Below are 24,104 nucleotides of genomic sequence, written 5' to 3'. Positions count from 1 at the left end.
TTATTAGTCAAGAATATCCTCTCCTACTTCCATTCTTTATCAGTATTTATGTTATTAACTTTTAGGTTGTATATAGAAATGTAGTTTATTAAATATCCCATGTTATAAGCACTCTTTGGTAAAAGGGGATTGGGTTCCTATAAGTCACATTAAGGTAACTGATTTTGGAAAGCGAGTTTTCAAAAATCAATAATAATAAAAAAACGAAAGCTTCTAGATTACTGAAACTTGCATTGAGTCATTCATATATGTAAAACCAAAGTTAATTCCTTCACAGGGCGTTTTTCTTCATATTCAAAACATATAGCTGGTGTTTTTCTTGATAAAAATAGTGAATTTTTTACCTAATGAACAAATTATGGCTTTAAGAGGACTATGTAACCAAGCTTGTTATTTCTTTTATCCCAACTATTTAATATCGTGTAAAATATAGTGCTATGACTAATGAAATAGGTTAATACGGTGTAACTAGTTTAAATCTGATAAATAAAAAGACTTGCTTTAGATAAAAAGCAAGTTAAGAGAAGGATAATCACTTTGGTGATTCCATTATAATCCAGTAACTATAATGAAGTATTAAAATATAGTTAAAAACTGATTAAAAGTAAATTAATTCATAAAAAGTATTAATTAACCTTTTAGTTTAAGTTAAAGTAATTTCAATAATTCAAAGAAAATCCTTAACTTCATTTCTTTAGCATTTTAGAATAGAATCACATTAAAAGTCCGTAAAAGTATACCTTTACGGACTTATATTTGGTATATAAAATCTATCATTTTTATTGTTCGTTTAAGTTTCAAAATAAATTACGAACGTCTTCCGAAATTCATAAACTTTTACGAACGTCTTTGGTAAAATAAAAGGAAGAGAAACGTAAAAGGAGTATAAAAATGGAAAATAGAAGATTTGGATATATACGTGTAAGCAGTCGAGATCAAAATGAAGGGCGCCAACTTCACTCCATGCAAAAAGTGGGTATTTCTCCTCGTGATATTTTTATCGACAAACAAAGTGGAAAAAATTTTAATAGAGAACAGTATCAATTACTAAAACGAATGATTCGTAAAGGTGATATTCTTTATATTCATTCTTTAGATCGTTTCGGTCGTAATAAAGAAGAAATCTTACAAGAGTGGAATGCGATCACAAAAGAGGTTGAGGCGGACATTGTCGTCTTGGATATGCCGTTGTTAGATACGACTCAGTATAAGGATAGTTTAGGAACCTTCATTGCCGATTTAGTTCTTCAAATTTTATCTTGGATGGCTCAAGAAGAACGAGATCGTATTCGCAAGCGCCAGCGAGAGGGAATTGATGCTGCGGTGACTAAGGGAATTTCTTTTGGACGACCCAAAGCTCAAGTCAACGAAGAGTTCATTGAAGCTTATAATCGATGGAAGAAAAAAGAAATTACAGCTGTACAAGCTATGAAAGAAGCGAATGTAAAAAAGACAACATTTTATAAATTAGTAAAGCAATATGAGAGTACTTTAGAAAAGGTCAATGTATAGTAGAAGAAACTTACCGAAAAGAAGATTTTGTGTATGAAATTAAAAGCTTCCTCTTTAGCAGCAAATGTTCGGGGAGAAAAGTACACGCATATTCGTCACTATAGCCTTTCTGAAGCCCCTGGAAAGGATTATTATCGAATCAGTGTAAAACGAGAAGATGCACATGACGGTGCTTCAGCAGGAATCGTGTCAAACTATTTACATAAACAAGTTCAGACAGGAGATACTCTTAAGTTCTCAGCTCCCGCTGGAGATTTTGTACTTGATCACAGTGAACTTCCCGTTGTGCTAATTAGTGGAGGTATAGGTATTACACCTTTGCTTAGTATGCTGAATACCATTGTAGAAAAACAACCTACACGTAAGGTTACCTTTCTTCATGCAAGTATTAATGGGAAAACGCATGCTTTTAAAGAACATGTGGCTCAACTAAATAGAAATAACGAAAATGTTACCTCCTTCATCTGTTATAGCTCGCCTAATGAAGGGGATCGACTTGGCACTGATTTTGATAAAGAGGGTTATATTGATTTAGAATTGTTACAATCCGTTGTTCCTTCAAAAGAAGCTGTCTTTTATTTCTGCGGATCCATTCCGTTTATGGAAGCTATTCTTAAAGCACTACATAGATGGGATATACCAAACGAACGTATTCATTACGAGGTATTTAGCCCTGTAGCCATTTTAGGAGAAAAATAAAGAAGTAATTGTTACCAGTAAACGGAAAATGTTTGATTAAAACACACGTCCTGTTTAAATAAATACGCTGTAAAAAAGCACTCATAAGCGTGCTTTTTTACTTTGCCCTAAGGAATGATTCTACAAACGATGATGATACATATAAGTATTTCTACACTCTCTGCGTACAAAAAACTGGAAAAAATTCTCTTCGGTAATTTATAATAATAGAAAACTATGTCGAATCCTAACTATTGGAGAGATTACTATATGAGAAGACTACTTCCTTTTATAATTTTTACCATTTACTGCATTCCATATGTTTATTTATCTATGCGAAAAGATTTTGAGGATGATTCAAAGGTAAGCTATATAATCATGGCCATAGTTACACTAGCACTGTCTTATGTAAGTGGGCTTATTAGAGCGGATTTATCACTTATTTTAGGAAATATAATTTCTTTTAGTACTTCATATTTTTATAATGCATTAAGGCTGCCTGATTCTAAATGGGAGAAATATTTTTCGCCCTTTAATTCTGTCGAACAAGTAGTACTGATAAGCCTTGCGGCGCTTGTGCTGCAGGTGATTATTTATACACTTGCTAGAAAACGAGCTAAGAGATACATTCGTAACGCTATGATTTCAAAATAGCAAAAAAGAGAGTTAGTCATTTGATGGGCTAGACTCTTCAGGTGACTAGCTGAAAGAAGGGGGAAAAAGAAATTTATTCTGTATGAGAAGATGAAATGATTAAAAACATTGAAAAGAATTCTCTTGCGGTCAAACTAGGCGGGAAGAATAGCAGCGTTATGAGGCGTGTGCTTATCTGCTTTAAAAAGGATACAAATCAATTAGATAAGTTAGTTATACAACTTCCAAATATGTAAACGCAAACAAAAAGGCGTGTATTTCTCCTCCTACTTTAATTATACCACATAAAAAAACGCCGATATAGACTGTTTATTCTCATTTACTGCTGGTAAAATCAATAAAACATTACCGGTTAGGAGAGATGTTGAATGAACTCTTTAGTTCTTAGCTTTCAAGAAATAGAAGAAACACAGCTTTCACTTGTTGGAGGAAAAGGCTTGAATTTAGGGGCGTTATCAAAAATTCAAGGAATACAAGTACCGGAAGGATTTTGTGTGACAGCGGCCGGGTATCAAAAAGCCCTTGAACAAAATGAAACGTTTCAAGCGTTACTGAACCAGCTGACGATGCTAAAAGCTGTTGACCGAGATCAAATTGGTGAAATTAGCGAAAAAATTCGCCAAATTATTCTGGAAATAAAAATTCCTTCTGACGTTATAAAAGCAGTTATTCATTCTCTCTCTCAGTTTGGGGAAGAGCATGCTTATGCAGTTCGTTCAAGTGCGACAGCTGAAGATCTGCCACATGCTTCTTTTGCTGGTCAGCATGACACCTATTTAAATATCAGAGGCAAAGAAGCCATCCTTGAGCACATTAGCAAATGCTGGGCTTCCCTGTTTACAAATCGCGCGGTAACCTACCGGATTAAAAATGGATTTGACCATAGTCAAGTGCACGTATCGGTTATTGTTCAACGAATGGTTTTCCCGCAGGCTTCAGGTATTTTATTTACCGCTGACCCAATTACTTCTAACCGAAATCTGTTATCAATCGATGCGGGCTTTGAACTTGGAGAAGCGCTGGTGTCAGGTTTGGTCTCTGCCGATTGCTATAAAGTAAAAGAAGGAGAAATCGTCGATAAAAAAATAGCAGCTAAAAAGGTAGCTATTTATGGATTAAAAGAAGGGGGAACAGAAACGAAGGAAGTTCATTTCGATCTGCAAAAAATGCAAGCGCTCACTGACTTTCAAATTTTACAGCTAGAACGCGTTGGAAGACAGCTTGAAGCTTATTTTGATTGTCCTCAAGATATCGAGTGGTGCTTGGCTGATGATACATTTTATATTGTCCAAAGTCGTCCAATCACTACTTTATATCCAATTCCTGAAGCAGATGATCAAGAAAATCACGTGTATGTATCTGTTGGACACCAACAAATGATGACCGATGCCATGAAACCACTGGGATTGTCTTTTTTTCTGTTAACGACTAATGCACCTATGCGTACAGCCGGTGGAAGGCTATTTGTCGATGTCACGCCTATGCTGGCTTCCCCTGACAGCAGAAAAAGGATGTTAGGTGCCATGGGACAACATGATCCGCTCATGAAAGACGCACTTACAAGCATAATGGAGCGGGGAGACTTTATAAAACCTTTACCAAATGATCAAAGTTCCGGTAAAAGCAATAAAAGCGTGCCGCCTACGAAGCCTAAGGCACAAATCGAAAACGACTCGACGATCGTTTCTGACTTGATCAAGAAGAATCAAGCATCAATAGAAGAGCTAAAGCAAACCATCCAGACGAAATCTGGGTCGGAGTTAGTCGATTTTATTTCAGAAGATATCAGGATATTAAAGAAGATTTTATTTGATCCACAAAGTACAGCTGTGTTTATGACCGCTATGGATGCTTCATCATGGATCAATGAAAAAATGGAGACGTGGCTAGGTGAAAAAAACGCAGCAGACGTGCTTTCTCAATCTGTACCAAACAATATTACTTCAGAAATGGGTCTGGCGCTATTGGATGTCGCAGATGTGATTCGTCCTTATCCAGAAGTCATTCATTATTTAAAACATGGAAAAGATGATAACTTTTTGGAGAAACTGGTTAAGTTTGAAGGCGGAGAGAAAACTCAAGACGCTATCTATGATTATCTCAGCAAATACGGAATGCGATGTCCCGGCGAAATCGATATTACGAAAACTCGATGGAGCGAAAAGCCGGCTGCACTTATTCCTGTGATTCTTGGTAATATTAAAAACTTTGAGGCTAACGCTAGCAAACAAAAATTTGAAAAAGGCCTGCAGGAAGCCTTAAAAAAAGAGCAAGAGCTATTAAATCGATTAAAGCAATTGCCAGCGGTTGTCGGAGTAGAGAATGCTACTCGGCTGATAAAAGACGGACAGCGAATTCGCGTACATGGAACAGAAGGGTATATTGAACTATTGTAAAAACTAAAGATGCTTGCGCTGTTTTTCTTCTTTATTAATAGATGAAAATTTGTGTAGATTTCTATGCGTATCTTCAGGTAATACAAAAAGGCAGGCCATTATAACGGCCTGCCTTTTTGTATTGGTGACGCAGTAGATTAAAACGTCAAATGATGACTTTTTTTACAGCCGACTGCTGCACATGCTCCATAAACAGTTTGAACAAGTTTAGCATTGAAGTATGTTCTTTTGCCATCATTTCTGGATGCCACTGGACGCCGACTACAAATTGATTTCCTTGTTTTTCAATGGCTTCAATGACTCCGTCTTTTGCCCATGCGGAAACTTCAAAGCCTGGCGCTACGTCTTTAATCGCTTGGTGGTGAAATGAATTAATGAGAGCTTGATTACCGTAAAGGTCATGCAGGCGTGTTCCGTCTTTAATCATGATGGAATGAGAAGGGTCGCTTGTATTGTTGTATTGATCATGTTTGATAAATGACTCTTTAATGTCTGACATATCTTGATAAAGAGTGCCGCCGTAAGCAACGTTTAAAATTTGTAAGCCGCGGCAAATTGCTAATACCGGCTTTCCATGATCAATCACATGCTTTAACAATAGCTGTTCAGACTGATCTCGTGCTAAAAAAGGTGAACCTGTTTTAGTTGTCGGTTCTTCACCGTATAAAAGGGGATTGACGTCTTGTCCACCTGATAAAATCAACCCGTCTATACTTTCTGCCTGCGCTTTAATCATTTCTTCGTCTTCTAACACTGGCAAGACAAAAGGAACTCCGCCGCTGAGCGCTGTTGATTCGATATAGTCGTTATTTACATACGCTCGCTTATAGCCTGGAAAGCGTCCTCCTTGATCGACAATAATGCTTCCTGATATACCAATTAAAAATCCCACTGTTGTTTTCTCCTTTTTTGTTAAATTACCATTTCTTGAGATGTTTTTTCTTTTTTACTGCGTTGATAAAGTGTTCTCAATTGCTTGCTCTATAAGAAATAAATGGTTCTTTTGTTCAACTATTATACATATATACCATATTTATTTAATAGAAAATGGTATAATAGCCTCTGTATGTTAAAAATACTAATTGCCAAAGGTAGAAGGTAGTGCTACAATTGTTCACATTCCTACTATTCTTCTTATTATAGTCGGATTAAAATTTTATACAAGGAAATAGGAGTGATTTTAGTGAAAAGGACTTATTTACTTTTCATCTCTCTTTTAACCATTGTCCTCATGGTAGCAGGGTGCAGTGGTAACGCAAGCAAAAATTCTTCAAGTGAAAAAGAAGGAAAAGAAGGCGGAACGCTAAACGTCGCGTCTCAAAGTGAGCCAGCAACGCTAGATGCTCAAATTACTGGGGACTCAGATGTGAAAGACGCAACGCGCAGTATCTACGAAGGACTAATGATTTTAGACGACAAAGGAAATCCTAAGCCTGACTTAGCGTCTAAAGTAGATATTAGCGACGATAAAAAAACATACACGTTCCAATTAAGAAAAGGGGTTAAATTCCATAATGGTAAAGAAATGACTGCAGATGACGTTGTCGCTTCTATTAACCGCTGGATTAAGCTATCGTCTCTTGGAAAAACAAACTTCTCTGGTGCTGAAATGACCAAAACCGGTGATTATACGGTAGAACTTCATTTACCATCGCCAAATGTTAACACGCTTTCTTTATTAGCTGATCCAATCCCCGCAGCAGCTATTTTACCAAAAGAAGTGGTTGATAATGCATCTGATGAAGGGATCAAAGACTACATAGGAACAGGTCCATATAAAGTAAAAGAATGGAAGAAAAATCAATATCTTTTATTAGAGAAATTTAAAGATTATTCTTCGAAAGGCCGCGAAGTTAAGAAAACTCCTCACGTCGATGAAATTAAGATTAGTTTCGTAAGCGATGAGTCAACTAGGATTTCTGGTATTACAACCGGACAATTTGACGTTGCGCTATCTGTATCAAGTGATAATGCCAAACAAGTTGAAGGCAGCCAAAATGCAAAAGTAGAAACATCACCAGGCGGATTTATGGGACTTTTCTACAACGCAGATAAAGGCGTCTTTAAAGACATCAATGCACGAAAAGCAGTTAACGCAGCTCTTAACTCAAAAGATATCTTAGACAGTTCTTACGGAAGCTCAGATTATTACAAGCTTTCTTCATCCATTGTGAACAAAGAGTATCCAAATTACTACAGTACAGCTGGAAAAGAAGAATATAACCAGCATGATAAGAAAAAAGCAAAAGAATATTTGAAGAAATCTGGTTATAACGGAGAAGAAATTCGCTTAATGGCGTCTCGTGATTACCAAGATCAATACAATACAGCTGTTGTGGTTCAACAAGAGTTAAAAGACATTGGTATGAATGTAAAATTAGAAGTATACGACTGGGCGACATTCAGCGATAAAATGAGTGATACAAGCCAATGGGACATCTATCCTGTTGACTGGAATGCTCGTTCTACCATCTTCCAAGGATTCTGGACTACAAAAGGTACATCAGTTGAAAAATCAATGGACTACTTAAACAAAATTAAAGCTGCTCCTTCTGTTAAAGAAGCTCGCGGTGACATTGATGCGATTCAACAATACGTATGGGACGAGCTTCCATTCACGCTTATTGGTCATAAAGTGAACATCAATGCTGTTTCTAACAACGCAAAAGGCTATGAGTATAATTTAGGTCCAATTTTCTACAATATGAGTTTAACAAAATAATATCTTATTATTCTAATAAACAGGGAGCTTATGCTCTCTGTTTTAGAAAGGAGTTTACGATGGGAGCTTATACACTTAAGAGACTTTTTGCACTAATTCCTGTTTTATTCATTGTATCTATTGTTGTGTTCTTAATTACGCGCTTAACGCCTGGGAGTCCCGCAGCAATCATTTTAGGACAAGGCGCAAGTCCGGAACAAATTGCAGCGCTGAGCAAAGAAATGGGATTGGATGAACCTGTTATTAATCAATACTTTATCTGGCTATCTAATATTTTTCACGGAGATTTTGGCTATTCCTACTTTTTAAATAAACCTGTGCTCGGGGCAATTTGGGATAATGTAGGTCCTACGGTTTCTCTAGCTATACTCGCGCAAATTTTTGGCGTGGCGTTTGCTTTACTATTTGGTATATATGCAGCTAAACATAAAGGAACGATTCGTGATGAAAGCATTATGGGAGCCAGCCTTTTAGGTATTTCCATTCCTAGCTTTCTTCTCGGTTCATTCCTTATTTTGCTTTTTGCGGTACAGCTTCGAATTTTTCCTGTTTCAGGATACGTTCCGTTAAATGCTGGATTATTTGAGTATTTAAAGTACTTAGTTTTACCAACGATTACGCTTGGAGCGATTCAAGCTGCATTAATTACGCGTATGACGCGTTCCTCTTTACTTGATACCATTTCTGAAAACTTTGTTAAAACGGCAAAAGCAAAAGGATTAAATGAACGTACAATTATGCTTAAGCACACGCTGCGCGTGAGTTTTTTACCGATTTTAACAGTTATCGGAGAATCATTTGCGGGACTTGTGACCGGAGCGGCGGTAACAGAATCATTATTTAACATCCCCGGGTTAGGTCAGCTGATTGTTTCATCAATTGAACGCCGTGATTACGCGCTTATTCAAGGAGCCGTACTTTTAATTACGGTTGCTTATGTGGTCATCAATTTAGTTGTTGACTTGCTGTATGCCGTGATCGATCCGCGTGTACGCAATTCTTATCATGATTAAAGGAGGGTGATGAATGTGAACGCACAACAAAATACAGAGACCATTTCAGTAACTGCAAAGAAAAAAAGAAACCTAGCGGTAGCGCGTTTTTTCTCAAATCGCTTGCTAGTAAGAGGAGCGATACTTATTTTATTATCTATTTTGATTGCTGTTTTTGCTCCGCTCATTTCTCCTTTTGGCAGCTTACAAATCGATCCTGCAAATCGATTAGCACCGCCGTCAAGCACGCACTGGTTTGGAACGGATAACTTTGGACGAGATGTATTTAGTCGGACAATGTACGGCGTCAGAATATCGTTAATGATTGGAGCAGCAGTAACAATTATTGCTACTGTACTTGGTTTAATCGTTGGACTTTTATCTTCTTATTATAAAATTCTCGATTATATTTTAATGAGAATTTGTGACGGCTTGTTTGCTTTTCCATCTATTTTACTAGCAATTGCCATCATGTCTGCTTTAGGACCTAAAACAAGCAACGTTATTATCGCACTGAGCCTTGTATTTATTCCTTCGATTGCGAGAATTGTTCGTTCAGCTGCGCTTGTTGTAAAAGAAAAAACGTTTATTGAAGCGCTAAAAGCTCAAGGAGCAAGCTCACTTCGAATCATTTGTTTTCATATGGCACCAAACGTCTTATCACCTTTAATCGTTCAAGTAACATACGTGTTTGCCGTGACGATTTTAACAGAGGCTTCTCTAAGCTTTTTAGGAGCGGGAATTCCTGCGCCAACGCCAAGCTTAGGAAATATGCTGTATGACGGAAAGCTTGCGATTTACAACGCATGGTGGATGACCGTGTTTCCGGGTGTATTCATCATTTTAATTGTACTCGGTCTTAATTTATTTGGTGACGGTCTGCGCGATTGGTTAAATCCGAAAAACGTAATGATGAAGAAAAGGAGGAAAAAACGTTGAGTAATGCCCTTTTAAAATTAGAAGACTTACAAGTAACTTTTACAACGTATAGCGGAGAAGTAACGGCTGTGGACAATGTATCTCTTCAATTAAATAAAGGAGAAGTATTAGGCATTGTCGGTGAATCCGGATCTGGAAAAAGCGTAACGTCCGAATCTATTCTTCAGCTATTAGATGAAGACCTAACAAGCTACGATGGTAAGATTTTGTTTGAAGGAAAAAACTTATTGGACATGTCTTCAAAGCAAATTCAAAAGCTAAGAGGAAACGAAATCTCAATGATTTTCCAGGATCCCATGTCGTCATTAAATCCCGTTATGCCAATTGGAAAACAAATTGCTGAAGTGATTCGTCTGCATCAAAAAGTCTCTAAAAAAGAAGCGCAAAAGAAAGTCGTAGAGCTTTTGAGACTAACTGGCATTCCGTCTCCAGAACAGCGAGCAAAAGAGTATCCTCATGAAATCTCGGGAGGAATGAGGCAGCGCATTATGATTGCGATGGCTTTAGCCTGCGAGCCGAAGCTTCTTATTGCTGATGAGCCAACAACGGCTTTAGACGTAACCATTCAAGCGCAAATCCTTGACCTTATGATGGATTTAAAAGATAAGCTCAACATGGGCGTGCTGTTCATCACCCATGACTTAGGAGTTGTCGCTAATATTTGTACAAAAGTAGCCGTGATGTATTTAGGACAAGTGATGGAAGAAACGGACGTTAAAACGCTGTTTTCAAAGCCGCTTCATCCTTATACAATGGGCTTAATTAAGTCGGTTCCTCACTTAGATGGCGACAGAACACAAGAGCTTTCGTCTATTCCAGGAACGGTTCCGCCGCTTTCAAACGTGCCAGACGGCTGTCGTTTTGCACCAAGATGCCCGTTTGCAACGGAAAAATGCCATAAAGAAGTGCCTGTTTTAGAGCATGCCGATGAGACGCATCGCGTTCGATGCTGGCACTATGAAAAAATTCAAGAAGGAGAGGTTGCGTATGTCTAGTGAAGCAAAACAGCAAAGCGTGAAGCCCTTGCTTGAAGTTCGCAACCTGCAAAAATACTATCCGGTTCGTTCTGCTTTAGGAAAAGCGAAGGGACAAATCAAAGCGGTTCAAGATGTATCCTTTGACATTTATGAAGGCGAAACGTACGGATTAGTAGGTGAATCTGGCTGCGGGAAAAGTACAGCAGGGCGCACGCTTTTAAAATTAGTAGAACCAACGGGCGGAGAAGCACAGTTTAATGGAGAAAGTATTTTCGAATCTAAAGCATCACGCTTACGAACGATTCGTAAAGATTTACAAATGATTTTCCAAGATCCGCATACTTCTCTTAATCCAAGAAAAAAAATTGGTGCTTCCATTCAAGAAACATTAACAATTCATAATGTAGGCGTAAAAAGCGAACGAAAGAAGCTTGTCATTGAGTTATTAAAAAAGCTTGGATTTAACGAAGAAGATTACAACCGCTATCCGCACGAATTTTCAGGGGGGCAGCGCCAGCGCATAGGCATTGCGCGTTCATTGATTTTAAATCCAAAGCTTATCATTTGTGATGAGCCGGTTTCAGCGCTGGACGTATCCATTCAAGCACAAATCTTAAACTTACTGCGCAGTTTGCAAAGAGAAATGAAGCTTTCATATCTCTTTATCTCCCACGATTTAAGCGTCGTAAGACATATTGCAGATCGCGTTGGCGTGATGTATTTAGGAAGATTAGTAGAAGAAGGGCCAACAGATGAGATTTTTTCAAACCCTCGTCATCCTTACACAAAACTTCTTTTATCATCTGTCCCGGCAATTCACGAACATGAAAAACGCGAAAAAATTGAGGTTAAAGGTGAAATTCCTTCTCCTCTTAATCCACCTTCAGGCTGTGCGTTTCATAAAAGATGCCCGTTCGCATTTGACCGCTGCATGAAAGAAACACCTGAAGATACAGTGATTGACAGCCATCATAAAGTAAAATGTCATCTTTATAGTTAAGGTGAAAAGCTGTAGCGATAGGGAAAACCTACGTATTGATACAGCAGCACAATCGAATAAATAGAAATGAAAAAGTCACTAGTGTCTCTAGTGGCTTTTTTTGTAAAAACAGTAGGTTCAATGGGTTGAGAAAAGTCATTATTTAGCATATTAGATTCATTTTTATATAAAAAACGAATATTTTAATGATAATATAGTTCTATAAATATACATAAAAAGGAGTTTTTGGATGGAAAAAGAATCTTTTGTTTTGGGGATTTCATTACTGTTATGTATAGGTAGCTTAACCGGGTGTGATTTTTTAGATGAAAAGGAAGCTGCTACAAGCAGTCAAGCAACTGAGGAGAACGCAATGAAGAAAAATGCAGAACTAACAGGAGAAGGTAACCAAGCAATCAAGAAGAAAGAGCCTCAAGATAATGCTACGAAAGAGTCAGATGAAGAAACAAATAAAGTCGCAGAAAAAGAGAAAGACTCCTCAAAGCAAGGGAATAAACAGGAAGAAAATTCTACGAAAGCAGCAGAAAAAACTGAATCAGCACCTAGTCGAGTTGACTGGGGTAGCACGTGGAGCAGAAATATTGATACTGATCCTGCTGGAATAGATATTACTAATCTAAAAGGTAATACGTTTAAATTCAAACTAAATTCGAATCACTTAGATAACCCAAAAGATGTTAGTACAGGACTTGTAAGCGCAGGGGACGTGGAAGGAACTGCGAAGATTGAAGGGAATGTCGCTACTCAAACAACGGATGATATAGAAAGCGGTTGTATGATTAAGATGACTAACCATAAGAGTTATATCCAAGTTGAAGAGATTTCTAATTGTTCAAGAGCTGGAGGGATAGGTGTGTACTACGAAGGTAGATATCAAAGAGGTGATATAGTGCCACAAGAAGAGAACACTAACGACAATACGGTTTCAGAAGATGCCCAAGAAGAGAAACAAGACCAAGAAAAGAGCGAAGAATCAAGCACAGAAGAAATTCCATCAGGAAAATCACAAAATCTGTTGACACACGAAGAGGCAGAACAGCGTGTAAAAGAATTTCTGAGTTTATCAATGGATAATATGCATTATGTATATGATGGGGATACTCCAGAAGGGAATTATTCAATACGTGTCTATCAATATCAAGAAGCAACAGCGGATTCCACGGAACACGAAGCTTTTTATGGTTTTTATACAGTAAATCCGCAAACTGGAGAAGTAGCTGATGCATATGCCGATTTAAAAGAAAGCAACTAAAATATTTTTATAAACAAAATAACCCTTACTAACCTACCTATCCTAATATATGGTGATATGAAAACAAAACGTGTTATGATGGTATCGGTGATAATTATGGGTAAAAAAGCAGATAAAACGAATGTCATGCGAATTTTAGATCAGAAAAAAATTGAGTACAACTATTATTCTTATGACACTAAAAAGCTGAGTGGGGTACAGGTAGCTACTTCGCTCGGAGAGGATCTTGCTAAAGTCTTCAAGACACTTGTGACCGTAGGAAAATCAAAAGAACATTATGTCTTCATGGTACCGGTTGAAAAGGAGCTTGATTTAAAGAAAGCGGCAAAAGCAGCTGGTGAAAAGTCTTTGGAAATGATTCCTCAAAAAGAACTGTTGCCTCTTACAGGATATGTTCACGGCGGGTGTTCTCCTATCGGAATGAAAAAGCAGTTCACAACCTTCATTGACTCTACCGCAGAAGACTGTGAAACGATTTACTTTTCAGGCGGGCGTGTAGGTCATCAGATACAGTTACCACTAAGTGACTTATCAAAAGTAATTCGTATACGTCCGGCAGACATCACAAAAGATAGTTGAAATGTAGTTCCCTTGAGCGAAACGCACTTAGACATAAGCGTTTCGCTTTTTTAGCTGCTTTAATTACTGTTGGAATAACAAAAATAAAAGTAAAAATATAGAAAAATGATATTATATAGATAATATGTGGGGTTTTATAAAAAAACTAGGAGGAAGACAGAAATGATTAAATCAATTATTGGTGGGTTCATTTTATCTTTTATTCTTTTAGTAGCATGTACAATAGCTAACGTAAATTCAGAAACAGTACTTTTCACCGCTTTCATTATATTAGTGGGGCTAGCTCTTATCATATCTGGAGCAGCTGTAAGCGGTGATCGAATGAGAGCTAACCTTTCCACAGAATCAAAAATAGACAAGAAGTGGAGAATTACAAACTCTATAAACCTTATGCTAGCTGCCGCTCCAGTGCTTGGCGTATTTCTTCTCATTCATTACTTCGTATAGTTTATTCTTTGGTATGTAAGAGCAAGCCGCAAGGTCCTAAAAAAATAAACTAGTTCTTCATAAGATAATAGTGAAAAGAGGTGCTAGGGTGAAAGAAATTACTTCAACTGCAGTGAATCCAACAATAAAAAAGCTGTTATCTTATGCAACTTTAGAAGAGAAGGTTAATGAGGAGTATAAAAAATACACGTGTTTGCCAAGTCGGAAATTATATAGTATTGAAGTAAATGGAGAAACAGTTAGCTGTATAGGAGTTGAATTTCTTAACGCCAAGGAAGCTGTTATAAAGCATATAGCTGTTTTACCAAAAGAGAGAGGGAAAGGAATAGGAAGCAGCATGATTAGCTTTCTTTGTAAGAACTATGATATACATTCTATTTTTGCTGAGACAGATAAAGAGGCAGTAGACTTTTATTCTAATTTTGGCTTCCAAATAACAAGTTTAGGCGAAAAATATCTCGGAGTGGAACACTTTTTGTGTGAATTTAAAGTTCAATGAGATAAATTTTGGATTGCAAGAAAAAGAGAGCTGCAAGATGACCAATAACGAAAGCAAATAAAAGGCACTCAAAATATGATATAATACATTTAGCAGCTCATTATATTTATAGAGCTAAAATTACATTACATACAACTTAACATCAAAGAAGCTAAAGGCCGAGAGTAAAAGAATATTAATTACCGAACAAATATGTTTTGTTTGCGATAACAAAAAGCCTCTAGAAAGAGGCTTTTCTTTATAAAAAAGATTGACAGAATATTTCAATATCATTTTATTTTAGTTCTTGAAATTCCAATACCTTAAGAAATACATAATAATAAAAGACATTTTTCATCTACTTAACTAAAGGTTTTTTAAAAGGAGACAGCTATATCTTATGTATGTTACACTCCGCCCGTTTTGTTTTATTTTATCTATTATCTTATTTCTAGCTTATCTTCCGGTTTCTGTAAAAGCAGAAACTGTACCCAATAAAAAAGCAAATTACGCAGCCGAAAAAAAGACATACCGCATTGCTGGAGAAAAACATCTTGCGCCTTTTTCTTACGTGAACGATGAAGGAGTATTTACTGGTTTTAGTATTGATATGCTCAATCAAATAGTGAAAGAAGAGAATGTGAAATTTACATATATTCCAATGGATCTTTATCAAGCAACAAAAGCACTGCAAGAAGGTAAAATTGATGCCATTATGGGCTTGGAGTATTCGGCTAATCAAAATCAAGTGTTTAAGTTTTCCGATCCATATTTTACGATGGCAGATGCCGTAGTCATTCCAAACTCATTAAAATCCTCGGTTACATCTTTAACCGATTTACGAGGCAAAACAGTTGCCATGCGGGAAGATAAAATCTCCTTTGAACTGCTGATGAATGTAAGAAACATAGAGTTTCAAGTGGCTTTAAATCCAGAGGATGCGCTCAATCTCCTGTTTTTAAATCGGGCTGATGCTTTTTTTTCAAACAAGTGGACCGCGGAATTTTATCTTGAGAAATCAAAGAAAAAAGGACAGTACACTATACTCGATAATGTAGGAATACCTTCAGAGTTTGCGGTTGCAACCCGACCTGAAAACACAAAATTTTTATCGATCATTAACCGTTCAATTTCACGTATGCAGGCGGATGGAACATATCAAGAACTATATAGAAAATGGTTTGTTTCTTCTTCAGAAGAACGCCTAAAAGAATTGCGCAATTGGATTATTTTTCTTCTTATTATAGTTGTCTTAACACTAGGTAGTTTATTTACCATATATCTTTGGAACAAGCGATTAAAAAAAGAAGTAAAAAAACGTACATCGGCGCTTGCTGATGCGAATCAAAAGCTGCAGATTCAGCAAAAAGCAATTTCACAGGCGCATGCATTTCAGACACAAGTTATTAACCATATGTATTATGGAATTCTTACATTTGATCAATCGCTAAATCTTACAACTATCAATCAACGGGCAAAGGAAATTCTTCTTATAAAGGATGAAACATTTCAATCTAGTCATATTCATAAACATCCGCTTATTCAGCAAATTTTTAAAATGTATAAACCGATAAAGCAATCGCAAATGGCATTGCCATTTACAAAAGAAATTCAGCACAAACAAAATGGAGAAGTCTATTTTGTATTGTATCGAGTAATTCCGCTTTATGAAGATACAACTAAAATGAACGGTTATTTACTGACACTAGCCGATCGTTCTGAAGAAAGACTGCTTGAGAAGAAGTTAGCAACTCAAGAGAAAATGCGTGCGTTAGGTCAGCTGGTCGCAGGGGTAGCACACGAAATTCGTAATCCGCTTACATCCGTAAAAACGTTTATTGATTTGCTGCCAAATAAATATGAAAATCCAGAGTTTCGAAAAGAATTGTCCAAGCACGTTCCAGAAGCACTAAGAAGAATGAATCGTATTGTTGAAAGTTTAGTAGACTATGCTCGGCCCAAATACCCGCAGAAAATAGCTTTTGACGTAGAAACGTTTATAAACTCTGTAGCGGTTATTATTAGCCCTACGTTAAAAAAGAAAGCGGTTCACTTATCTCTTGATATTGAACCGGGTATGCGTCTTTACAGTGATCCCGATCAAATTAAACAAATTATGCTAAACCTGATGTTAAATGCGCTGGACGCGATGGAAAGCAGTCCTCGTAAGGAGCTCTCTATCAGGGCTGTAACAGAAAATGGATTGGGTTTTATTGATGTTAGTGATACAGGAAAAGGCATAGATGAAAAAGACGTCCCACATATTATGGAACCTTTCTATACAACAAAAAAGCAGGGAGTGGGTCTTGGTTTATCACTATGCTATCAGTGGATAGAAGAGAATAATGGAGAAATTACGATGCAAACAAAAAAAGGAAATGGTACAACATTTACGATTGTCTTGCCTGTTACGAAAGAAAAAGGAGGCCATTCATATGAAACCGACTGTTCTCATTCTCGATGACGAACCTGCTATTGGTTCATCTCTTCGTTTTGCTCTAGAAACAAACTACGAAGTGACCAATCTTACAGAAGTACCGGAAGCTTATCAATTTTTACGCAGTCAGCCTGTGCACGTTGTTTTGCTGGATTGGCGACTCGGCGAATATAATGGGCTTGAAGTGCTAAGTAAAATTAAAGACATTCAGCCTCAAACATCCATTATTATGATGACGGCTTACGGGACGATTGAATCGTCTATAGAAGCTATTAAAAGAGGAGCTTACCATTACATTACAAAGCCTCTTGATATTGAAGAGCTTCATATATTAATTGAAAAAACGCTTGAACACCAGGAGCTTCATGATAAAGTTCGTGAATTAAGCGAAACGATTGAGAAAATAAAAGGCTACGATCAAATGATTGGTGAAAGTGCAGCTATGAAACAAGTTTTTTCGATTATTAATAGAGTAAAAGACATTGATTCGAACGTACTTATATTTGGTGAAAGCGGCACTGGAAAAGAGCTAGTAGCGCGAGGGATCCACCGGCAGGGAAAGCGAACAAACGGACCGTTTATTTCCGTTAATTGTGCGGCTATTCCAGAGGCTTTGCTTGAAAGTGAACTTTTTGGTTTTGTGAAAGGCGCTTTTACAGGAGCTACTCGCAATCAAAGCGGGAAAGTAGCCGCAGCTGATGGGGGAACTCTTTTTCTCGATGAAATTGGTGAAATGCCTCCGTCGTTGCAAGCAAAAATGCTTCGATTTTTACAAGAAAAAGAAATAACGCCTCTTGGCTCATCTGAAACAAGAAAAGTAGATGTTCGTATTGTGAGTGCCACTAATAAAGAATTGAATCGTATGGTAAAAGAAAACGGCTTTCGCGAAGACTTATATTTTCGCTTAAATGTCATCCCTATCACATTACCGCCATTACGTGAACGAAAGGAAGATATAGCGCTTCTTATTCCATACTTTTTGCAAAAATACTCAGAAGAAATGGAGAAACCGCTTTGTGTACTTTCTTCAGATGCGTATAAAAAGCTTTTAACGTATGATTACCCCGGAAATATAAGACAGCTAGGAAACATCCTTGAATATGCCGTTGCGATGGCCAAAGGTGGAACCATTACGGAAAAAGATTTACCTATAACCGTTCAACACGAACAAGAGACTTCTTTGTCACGCTATGAGAATGAGAATTTCACCGAAGAAACAACATTAATTAATATTCCAATTAACTACACGATGAAAGAAGCCGAGCAGCTAATTATCGAATCAGTCCTTGAAGAGTGTGGAGGCAACCGCAGAAAAACAGCTCAGGCACTCGGTATCAGTGAACGAAGTATCCGTAACAAACTTCATCTTTACCGCACAATTCAACAAAAGGAGGCAAAAAATGCCGAGTAGGAACATATTTCCGTTTCTACCCGGCATTTTTTGCCGTGTTCTTGTCAGTTCCTCTGCCATTTAAGCGTTTTTTTGTTGGCACGAAAATTGCAACATACTTATTGTAAGCGCCCACATTAAAGGAAATAGAGGTGAATAAATGAAAAGATATATAGGGGTGGCGCTCGTTTTCTGTTTAATATTTATCATAGCCGTCTTAAATAGAGATTTACTAACTATTCATAAGGAAAAAGAAAACAGCACTGACTCTAACGCAAAGGCTAGTGAAGGGTTTGACGATAAACCGCTTACTATTGTAACAGGAGGACCAACAGGTGTTTACTTTCAGTTAGGCAATGCTCTAGCCAGAGTTTATGGAGAAAAGCTAGGAATCCAAGCCAGCGTAGAGACAACGGATGCTTCTGTAGAAAATATTAGTAAAATTGCGCAAAAAAAAGCCGAGCTCGGCTTTTCGATGGCAGATATGCTGGCAAGTTCTGGGGGAAAAGAAAAAGCCGTAATTAATAAGAAAGATTTATCCAATGTAAGAGCAATAGCTTCTTTATATCCAAACTATATGCAAATTGTAGCTCTGAAGTCGGCTAGAATTCATACGCTTCAAGATTTAAAAGGGAAAAACGTGGTAGTAGGAGCGCTTGGCAGTGGTACAGAGGTATTGGCTATGAGGATTCTAAACAGCATGGACATCAGCACTCAGGATTTTCATGCACGGTTTCTACCTTTTTCTGAAGGGATTGAAGGAATTAAAAATGGAACCGCAGATGCAGCTTTTCTTTCTTCTGGATATCCTAACTCAGGAATTACAGAGTTAGCCTCAACGAACGAAATTGAACTGATTTCAGTTCCTGAAGAAGTGACAGCAAAATTAAAAAAATCATACTCGCCACTAGGGAGTGGGATGATTCCGGCTGATACATATAAGGATGTCAACACAGAAACAAAAACAGTCATGGTTAAAAACCTTTTGATTACTAATAAAGATATGCCGCAAAAAAAAGTATATGAACTGACAAAAGCTTTGTTTGAAAACATAGAAGAGCTTGAGCAAACAAATAGCTCTGCTGAAAAAATAACGTTAGCAAAAGCGGTAGAACAACTTCCTTTACCACTGCACCCCGGTGCAAAAAAGTATTATGAAGAAAAAGGAATTATAAAGTAAGCTACATCTTTATCTATAAAGTCATACAGAAGAAAATACTACTTAAAGAAAAGAGGGATCACTCATGGCTCATACCAGTGAAGCTGCAAACAACAGGCGTGTTACAAGTAATATTTTTAAAGGATCTGTTGGGAATTTAATTGAATGGTACGATTGGTACGTTTACTCTGCTTTTGCCGTCTATTTTTCATCGCAATTCTTCCCGGAAGGTGATTCAACAAGTCAGCTGCTTAACACAGCGGCAATCTTTGCTGTCGGTTTCTTAATGCGTCCAATCGGTAGTTTATTAATGGGACGCTACGCGGATCGATATGGTCGTCGGGCTGCGCTTACCTTATCTATTACCATTATGGCGAGCGGTTCTTTTATTATCGCTTGTACTCCTAACTATGGCACCATAGGATTATTATCTCCTATTATTCTAGTACTAGCGCGTTTGCTGCAAGGAATCTCCTTAGGAGGAGAATACGGAACGTCTGCAACTTACCTTTCTGAAATGGCAAGCAGCGGGCGAAGAGGATTTTATTCAAGCTTTCAGTATGTGACGCTTGTTGCTGGTCAGCTGGTGGCATTAGGTGTTCAAATTATTCTGCAAAACGTTCTTAGTGAAGCAGATATGATTTCATGGGGCTGGCGTATTCCTTTTGTTATTGGAGCAATCGGCGCGCTAAGCGTTTTATGGCTGCGCCGTACAATGGATGAGTCAGAACAGTTTTCTAAAATGGACTCTGAAAGCCGTGAAAATGCAGGGACAATTAAAGCACTGATGAAGCATCCTAAAGCGGTGTTGACCGTTATTGGCTTAACATTAGGAGGAACAGTTGCGTTTTATACGTATACAACGTATCTGCAAAAATTTATGGTAAACAGTGTAGGACTAGATAAAGGGGTAGTAAGCTGGATTAACTTCTGTGCGCTGCTTGTATTTGTTGTCATTCAGCCAATAGCAGGTATGCTATCAGATAAAATTGGACGCAGACCTCTGTTAATGAGCTTTGGTATTTTGGGAACATTGCTGACTGTACCGCTGTTTCTTTTTATGAAACAAGCACATAACCCAGTCATGGCCTTTTTATTAATGACAGTTGGACTTATCATTGTAACAGGTTATACATCGATTAACGCAATTGTAAAAGCTGAGCTTTTTCCAACAGAGATTCGAGCTCTTGGTGTAGGATTACCGTACGGACTTACAGTCGCCGTATTTGGAGGGACAGCAGAATTTATCGCCCTATGGCTAAAAAGTATTGGCCATGAATCAATTTTCTTTTTCTATGTAGCAGGGTGTATTGCCATCAGCTTTCTTGTTTATTGGCGTATGGGAGAGTCCTCTAAAGATTCATACATAGAATCTGAGCTCAAGAAAGAGGACAAAGGAGACAATGTACCGCCAAATAATATCAGTTTTTAATTTTGGTTAAATAAATAATCGTTTGATAACATAAAAAAGGACGGGCTTTTATAGCCAGTCCTTTTCTAGTATTCCGCGCGTATACATGTATTAAACGTACTAAGTGACTGTTCTTGCTATAGAATTCTTTTTTCTATAGTTTTGCATTATGAATTTGTACACTATTTAGTGATAATAAGCCCTCGTATAATCTCATTCCAGTAATGTTTAAAACTAGGCTTTGCTTTCGTCATTTTGAACACTCCTTTTTAAAATTTTTTGATTGGCTAGTCGTTATACTAAGTTTAATAAAATTAACTAAAGTTGTTATCCAACGCAGAGCGTAACTTACTATATGAATTTGTACGACTAAAGAATGAAGAAAAAAATAATTAGAGGCATTATAAAAAGATCACCTACATAATAAAAGGATTATGTTGTGATATAACGAAATAGAGAATATATACATCAGAAATAGAGAGAGGGTAAACTTCGTGAATACTTTATATTCCTTTTTTACGAACCCAGTTTTAATTGCTTCTACGTTTTTAATAGAATTACAGAGCGTGTTCTTTCAACCTATTTGGAAAGAGTATAATTATGATGATTATTTTACCTACAAGGTGTATGTTCCAAGTACATATACTGGGTTAAGTAAAGTACCATTAGTCGTTATGCTTCATGGATGTCAACAAGATGCAGATGATTTTGCGGCGGGTACAGAGATGAATAAACTAGCGGAAGAAAAAGGTTTTATTGTTCTCTATCCTCAAATGAATTACTTTGCTAATTCCAACGGGTGCTGGAATTGGTTTTATGAGTATAACCAGTTTCGCGGTAATGGAGAGCCGGACATAATAAAAGATATGATGGATCACATAACCGCTAAATATGCGATTGATTCTACTAATATATACCTTGCTGGTATGTCAGCTGGAGGCTTTATGGCAAATGTGATGGCTATTGCTTATCCTGATATATTCAAAGCGGTAGGCATTCATTCAGCAGGCAGTAATGCGTATGCTGTAGACCTCATCACAGCTGGAGAAGTTATGCTATATGGATCTCTAAATCCTGAACTTGACGGTGATGAAGCTTATAAGAAAATGGGACCTTATGCACGGCCTGTTCCCATCATTACGTTTCATGGTCAATCAGATACCACAGTTAATCCAATTAATGCGTCTACATTAATGCAGCAGTGGATCTATACATACAAATATTTTGATATCGATCTGCATGAAAATGCTGTTTCTTATACTCCAAAGGACAACGAAAATCACTATAGCTACATAATGTCTGACTACGTCGATGCAGAAAATAAAATCTGGATGAAAAAAATTATGGTAGAGGGGATGGGGCATGCATGGTCTGGAGGAAATGATAATGGCTCGGATACTGATTCAAAAGGTCCTAATGCCTCACAAATGATGTGGGATTTTTTTGAAGCACAGAATGATTAGATAGAGTATGAACGAGCGATCAAGATGTACTACTAAATAACATCAGCTTTCATTTTTTTGGGAACAAATAGTTATCTACCAACAGCAAAAAAGGATCTTATTAAAAGATCCTTTTTCTGTTATCAACGAACATTTTTCAACAAGTAGCTTCAAACCGATTTAACAATACATCTAGATCCTGACTGATTTTAATCGTATTACTACTTGTAAACCCTTCTTCTAGGGCAATCATCATCATCATTTTTCGTATAAATTCTATCTTTATCAGCAGTAGTCTACATTTGAAACACATTAAGTTTCCTCCACTTGCCACGTCATTTTAAAGGCTTAAATTATTGAATTTTTTATGTAAAAACGCTTCAAATCTAAAAATATAACCTAAAAAATATAGTAACAAATAGATAGTGTCGAAGTCTGTCGTATTTTGAATTCAGATATTTTTACTTAAAAAGAATTAACTCTTAACCGTTTTGCTGGAATCCGTGCACTGTCTTGATCATGATTGTTCCACCGGTTGTAAATAACTCTAGGAGTAATAGAGCTCATCCTATTTTTAGGATATAGGCATAATACCACTACATTTAGGCATGTTAACATAAGAAAGGAGAATTTACTAATATGCCCAATGTCATTAGAATTCTTCAATTGCTTCTTCCATGGATTTCCCTTGTTTTTATGCCAAAAAAATCAATTAGGACCTATTTTCCCGCTTCTCTTTTTGCCTCATCGTTAGTAATTGGAATGTGTTCATTAGCTATTCCTTACAAGTGGTGGAGTGTAAAAGGAGGGTGGAAAGGGAAAATTTTAAACGATAGCAGTTTTATTTTTGGTCCCTTTTTGGTCGGGACACTGTGGATCTTTCATTTTACGTTTGGCCGCTTCAAACGATTTTTTCTGGTTAATTTACTTATGGATTCACTATTTGCTTTTCCGCTAAGTTACTTGTATCAAAAGTTGGACTTATTTAAGTTAGTCAACTTTAAACCAAAACATATCTTTTTTTCATTTATTGGTTTCTGTTTAACTATTTATGGCTATCAGGCACTGACAAATAAAGATAAATGATAGGTGAGGGCCGTTTCTAATCGCTATAGACTTTGTAAAAAGTGCAACAAAAAAGCGTCTGTTAAGACGCTTTATATATAATACATATACTGCTCTTCTTTATTGACATTTGTTGTTTCATGGATTATTTCTTCCGGGATATTGGACGTCCGGTTAGTAAAAAGCATAAACAACGCAATAATTGATGCCACAAAACCTAAAGTAACAATCACAATAAATCCCTCCCTTTAGAATATATATTCTACTTTCATCTTCATTTTCCTATATTTATTTTATACCCTTATTTTATTTTCTCAACACATAGAACAAAAAGAGTAGTACATCTCTTAAATATCTTCCTAGAAATAAATATAATCAAGAGAGCTTAAAACTCCCATTTCCCCTAAAAAAATAGGAATCCATAAAATTTTTTCGTATGGGGGGATATAAATTATTAAAATTATTAATCATTGAGATAACTTATTTGTATTGTACGAATGAAAGAAATTTATATATATTAAAAATACAAAATATTCATTAAATTATATGATGCTTTGGTTTTGAGTCGAAAAGA

The 24,104-nt window shown here is 36.9% G+C and carries 21 protein-coding genes and 1 pseudogene; 19 read left to right on the top strand and 3 right to left on the bottom strand.

All coding sequences use genetic code 11. From position 1 onward, the window contains the following. Window positions 1-891 precede the first annotated feature (891 nt). The 4 genes and pseudogenes from MMB68_RS21370 to ppsA all read left to right on the top strand — a co-directional run. Entirely contained in the window at window positions 892-1,512 is a 621-nt protein-coding gene (locus MMB68_RS21370) for a recombinase family protein (RefSeq protein ID WP_221782575.1), read from the top strand. Window positions 1,513-1,545: 33 nt separating this feature from the next. Beyond that, window positions 1,546-2,211: an FAD-binding oxidoreductase gene (locus MMB68_RS21365; protein ID WP_221782577.1), complete on the top strand. Its 666-nt coding sequence runs from the start codon at window positions 1,546-1,548 to the stop codon at window positions 2,209-2,211. A 249-nt stretch (window positions 2,212-2,460) separates the two neighbouring features. Next, a complete protein-coding gene (locus MMB68_RS21360; protein ID WP_277447966.1) occupies window positions 2,461-2,844 on the top strand; it encodes a hypothetical protein in 384 nt (127 codons plus the stop codon). Between the two features lie 368 nt (window positions 2,845-3,212). Next, a pseudogene (ppsA, locus tag MMB68_RS21355) lies at window positions 3,213-5,147 on the top strand (phosphoenolpyruvate synthase); the annotation flags it as partial. A gap of 238 nt (window positions 5,148-5,385) precedes the next feature. Here the strand turns inward: ppsA and MMB68_RS21350 are convergent. After that, window positions 5,386-6,132, bottom strand: coding sequence for a gamma-glutamyl-gamma-aminobutyrate hydrolase family protein (locus tag MMB68_RS21350; protein ID WP_277549314.1), 747 nt, complete (start codon window positions 6,130-6,132; stop codon window positions 5,386-5,388). Between the two features lie 291 nt (window positions 6,133-6,423). Between MMB68_RS21350 and MMB68_RS21345 the strand changes: the two genes are divergently transcribed. The 14 genes from MMB68_RS21345 (at window position 6,424) to MMB68_RS21280 (ending at window position 22,486) form a co-directional block, all read left to right on the top strand. Further along, the gene (locus MMB68_RS21345; RefSeq protein ID WP_098331561.1) at window positions 6,424-7,962 is read left to right on the top strand and encodes an ABC transporter substrate-binding protein; all 1,539 of its coding nucleotides are present in this window, start codon (window positions 6,424-6,426) and stop codon (window positions 7,960-7,962) included. Window positions 7,963-8,021: 59 nt separating this feature from the next. Then, complete coding sequence (locus tag MMB68_RS21340) at window positions 8,022-8,975, top strand: ABC transporter permease (RefSeq protein ID WP_050691645.1); 954 nt, start codon at window positions 8,022-8,024, stop codon at window positions 8,973-8,975. 9 nt (window positions 8,976-8,984) lie between these two features. After that, complete coding sequence (locus MMB68_RS21335; RefSeq protein ID WP_277447963.1) at window positions 8,985-9,893, top strand: ABC transporter permease; 909 nt, start codon at window positions 8,985-8,987, stop codon at window positions 9,891-9,893. Continuing rightward, window positions 9,890-10,888, top strand: coding sequence for an ABC transporter ATP-binding protein (locus MMB68_RS21330; RefSeq protein ID WP_014460576.1), 999 nt, complete (start codon window positions 9,890-9,892; stop codon window positions 10,886-10,888). The genes MMB68_RS21335 and MMB68_RS21330 overlap by 4 nt, the downstream gene beginning before the upstream one ends. Continuing rightward, window positions 10,881-11,870, top strand: a complete 990-nt coding sequence (locus tag MMB68_RS21325) for an ABC transporter ATP-binding protein (protein ID WP_269870946.1) — start codon at window positions 10,881-10,883, stop codon at window positions 11,868-11,870. The genes MMB68_RS21330 and MMB68_RS21325 overlap by 8 nt, the downstream gene beginning before the upstream one ends. Before the next feature lie 229 nt (window positions 11,871-12,099). After that, window positions 12,100-13,122 carry a hypothetical protein gene (locus MMB68_RS21320; RefSeq protein WP_269870945.1) on the top strand — a complete coding sequence of 341 codons (1,023 nt, stop codon included), beginning with the start codon at window positions 12,100-12,102 and terminating at the stop codon, window positions 13,120-13,122. A 96-nt stretch (window positions 13,123-13,218) separates the two neighbouring features. After that, window positions 13,219-13,701, top strand: a complete 483-nt coding sequence (gene ybaK / locus MMB68_RS21315; RefSeq protein WP_269871068.1) for a Cys-tRNA(Pro) deacylase — start codon at window positions 13,219-13,221, stop codon at window positions 13,699-13,701. Window positions 13,702-13,863: 162 nt separating this feature from the next. Next, the gene (locus MMB68_RS21310; protein ID WP_221782593.1) at window positions 13,864-14,148 is read left to right on the top strand and encodes a DUF5316 family protein; all 285 of its coding nucleotides are present in this window, start codon (window positions 13,864-13,866) and stop codon (window positions 14,146-14,148) included. A gap of 88 nt (window positions 14,149-14,236) precedes the next feature. Next, window positions 14,237-14,647, top strand: a complete 411-nt coding sequence (locus MMB68_RS21305) for a GNAT family N-acetyltransferase (RefSeq protein WP_277447959.1) — start codon at window positions 14,237-14,239, stop codon at window positions 14,645-14,647. 379 nt (window positions 14,648-15,026) lie between these two features. Continuing rightward, window positions 15,027-17,090: a transporter substrate-binding domain-containing protein gene (locus tag MMB68_RS21300; protein ID WP_269870943.1), complete on the top strand. Its 2,064-nt coding sequence runs from the start codon at window positions 15,027-15,029 to the stop codon at window positions 17,088-17,090. Further along, the gene (locus tag MMB68_RS21295; RefSeq protein WP_277447958.1) at window positions 17,062-18,474 is read left to right on the top strand and encodes a sigma-54-dependent transcriptional regulator; all 1,413 of its coding nucleotides are present in this window, start codon (window positions 17,062-17,064) and stop codon (window positions 18,472-18,474) included. Before MMB68_RS21300 ends, MMB68_RS21295 begins: the two co-directional genes overlap by 29 nt. A 139-nt stretch (window positions 18,475-18,613) precedes the next feature. Beyond that, on the top strand, window positions 18,614-19,633 hold the full coding sequence (locus tag MMB68_RS21290; protein WP_221782601.1) for a TAXI family TRAP transporter solute-binding subunit: 1,020 nt from the start codon (window positions 18,614-18,616) through the stop codon (window positions 19,631-19,633). 64 nt (window positions 19,634-19,697) lie between these two features. After that, window positions 19,698-21,044, top strand: a complete 1,347-nt coding sequence (locus MMB68_RS21285; RefSeq protein WP_269870941.1) for an MFS transporter — start codon at window positions 19,698-19,700, stop codon at window positions 21,042-21,044. 473 nt (window positions 21,045-21,517) lie between these two features. Continuing rightward, on the top strand, window positions 21,518-22,486 hold the full coding sequence (locus MMB68_RS21280) for an extracellular catalytic domain type 1 short-chain-length polyhydroxyalkanoate depolymerase (RefSeq protein ID WP_269870940.1): 969 nt from the start codon (window positions 21,518-21,520) through the stop codon (window positions 22,484-22,486). Window positions 22,487-22,622: 136 nt separating this feature from the next. Here the strand turns inward: MMB68_RS21280 and MMB68_RS21275 are convergent, their stop codons facing one another. Continuing rightward, window positions 22,623-22,778, bottom strand: coding sequence for an aspartyl-phosphate phosphatase Spo0E family protein (locus MMB68_RS21275; protein ID WP_016763750.1), 156 nt, complete (start codon window positions 22,776-22,778; stop codon window positions 22,623-22,625). A gap of 326 nt (window positions 22,779-23,104) precedes the next feature. Between MMB68_RS21275 and MMB68_RS21270 the strand changes: the two genes are divergently transcribed. Next, the gene (locus tag MMB68_RS21270; RefSeq protein ID WP_014460569.1) at window positions 23,105-23,551 is read left to right on the top strand and encodes a hypothetical protein; all 447 of its coding nucleotides are present in this window, start codon (window positions 23,105-23,107) and stop codon (window positions 23,549-23,551) included. Window positions 23,552-23,622: 71 nt separating this feature from the next. On the opposite strand, the gene MMB68_RS21265 is transcribed toward MMB68_RS21270, so the two are convergent. Next, window positions 23,623-23,763, bottom strand: coding sequence for a hypothetical protein (locus MMB68_RS21265; RefSeq protein WP_162871464.1), 141 nt, complete (start codon window positions 23,761-23,763; stop codon window positions 23,623-23,625). Window positions 23,764-24,104 lie beyond the last annotated feature (341 nt).

It is taken from the genome of Priestia sp. Y58, assembly GCF_029522095.1.
Classification (GTDB): Bacteria; Bacillota; Bacilli; order Bacillales; family Bacillaceae_H; genus Priestia; species Priestia megaterium_E.
The sequence above is the reverse complement of the archived record's forward strand: the minus strand, read 5'-3'. Positions and strand labels throughout refer to the sequence as shown.

Coding starts and splice junctions, on each gene's coding strand:
- MMB68_RS21370 (WP_221782575.1), top strand. CDS start 892: ATGGAAAATAGAAGATTTGGATATATACGTGTAAGCAGTCGAGATCAA.
- MMB68_RS21365 (WP_221782577.1), top strand. CDS start 1,546: ATGAAATTAAAAGCTTCCTCTTTAGCAGCAAATGTTCGGGGAGAAAAG.
- MMB68_RS21360 (WP_277447966.1), top strand. CDS start 2,461: ATGAGAAGACTACTTCCTTTTATAATTTTTACCATTTACTGCATTCCA.
- MMB68_RS21340 (WP_050691645.1), top strand. CDS start 8,022: ATGGGAGCTTATACACTTAAGAGACTTTTTGCACTAATTCCTGTTTTA.
- MMB68_RS21335 (WP_277447963.1), top strand. CDS start 8,985: ATGAATGTGAACGCACAACAAAATACAGAGACCATTTCAGTAACTGCA.
- MMB68_RS21325 (WP_269870946.1), top strand. CDS start 10,881: ATGTCTAGTGAAGCAAAACAGCAAAGCGTGAAGCCCTTGCTTGAAGTT.
- MMB68_RS21320 (WP_269870945.1), top strand. CDS start 12,100: ATGGAAAAAGAATCTTTTGTTTTGGGGATTTCATTACTGTTATGTATA.
- ybaK (WP_269871068.1), top strand. CDS start 13,219: ATGGGTAAAAAAGCAGATAAAACGAATGTCATGCGAATTTTAGATCAG.
- MMB68_RS21310 (WP_221782593.1), top strand. CDS start 13,864: ATGATTAAATCAATTATTGGTGGGTTCATTTTATCTTTTATTCTTTTA.
- MMB68_RS21300 (WP_269870943.1), top strand. CDS start 15,027: ATGTATGTTACACTCCGCCCGTTTTGTTTTATTTTATCTATTATCTTA.
- MMB68_RS21295 (WP_277447958.1), top strand. CDS start 17,062: ATGAAACCGACTGTTCTCATTCTCGATGACGAACCTGCTATTGGTTCA.
- MMB68_RS21290 (WP_221782601.1), top strand. CDS start 18,614: ATGAAAAGATATATAGGGGTGGCGCTCGTTTTCTGTTTAATATTTATC.
- MMB68_RS21285 (WP_269870941.1), top strand. CDS start 19,698: ATGGCTCATACCAGTGAAGCTGCAAACAACAGGCGTGTTACAAGTAAT.
- MMB68_RS21275 (WP_016763750.1), bottom strand. CDS start 22,778: ATGTGTTTCAAATGTAGACTACTGCTGATAAAGATAGAATTTATACGA.
- MMB68_RS21270 (WP_014460569.1), top strand. CDS start 23,105: ATGCCCAATGTCATTAGAATTCTTCAATTGCTTCTTCCATGGATTTCC.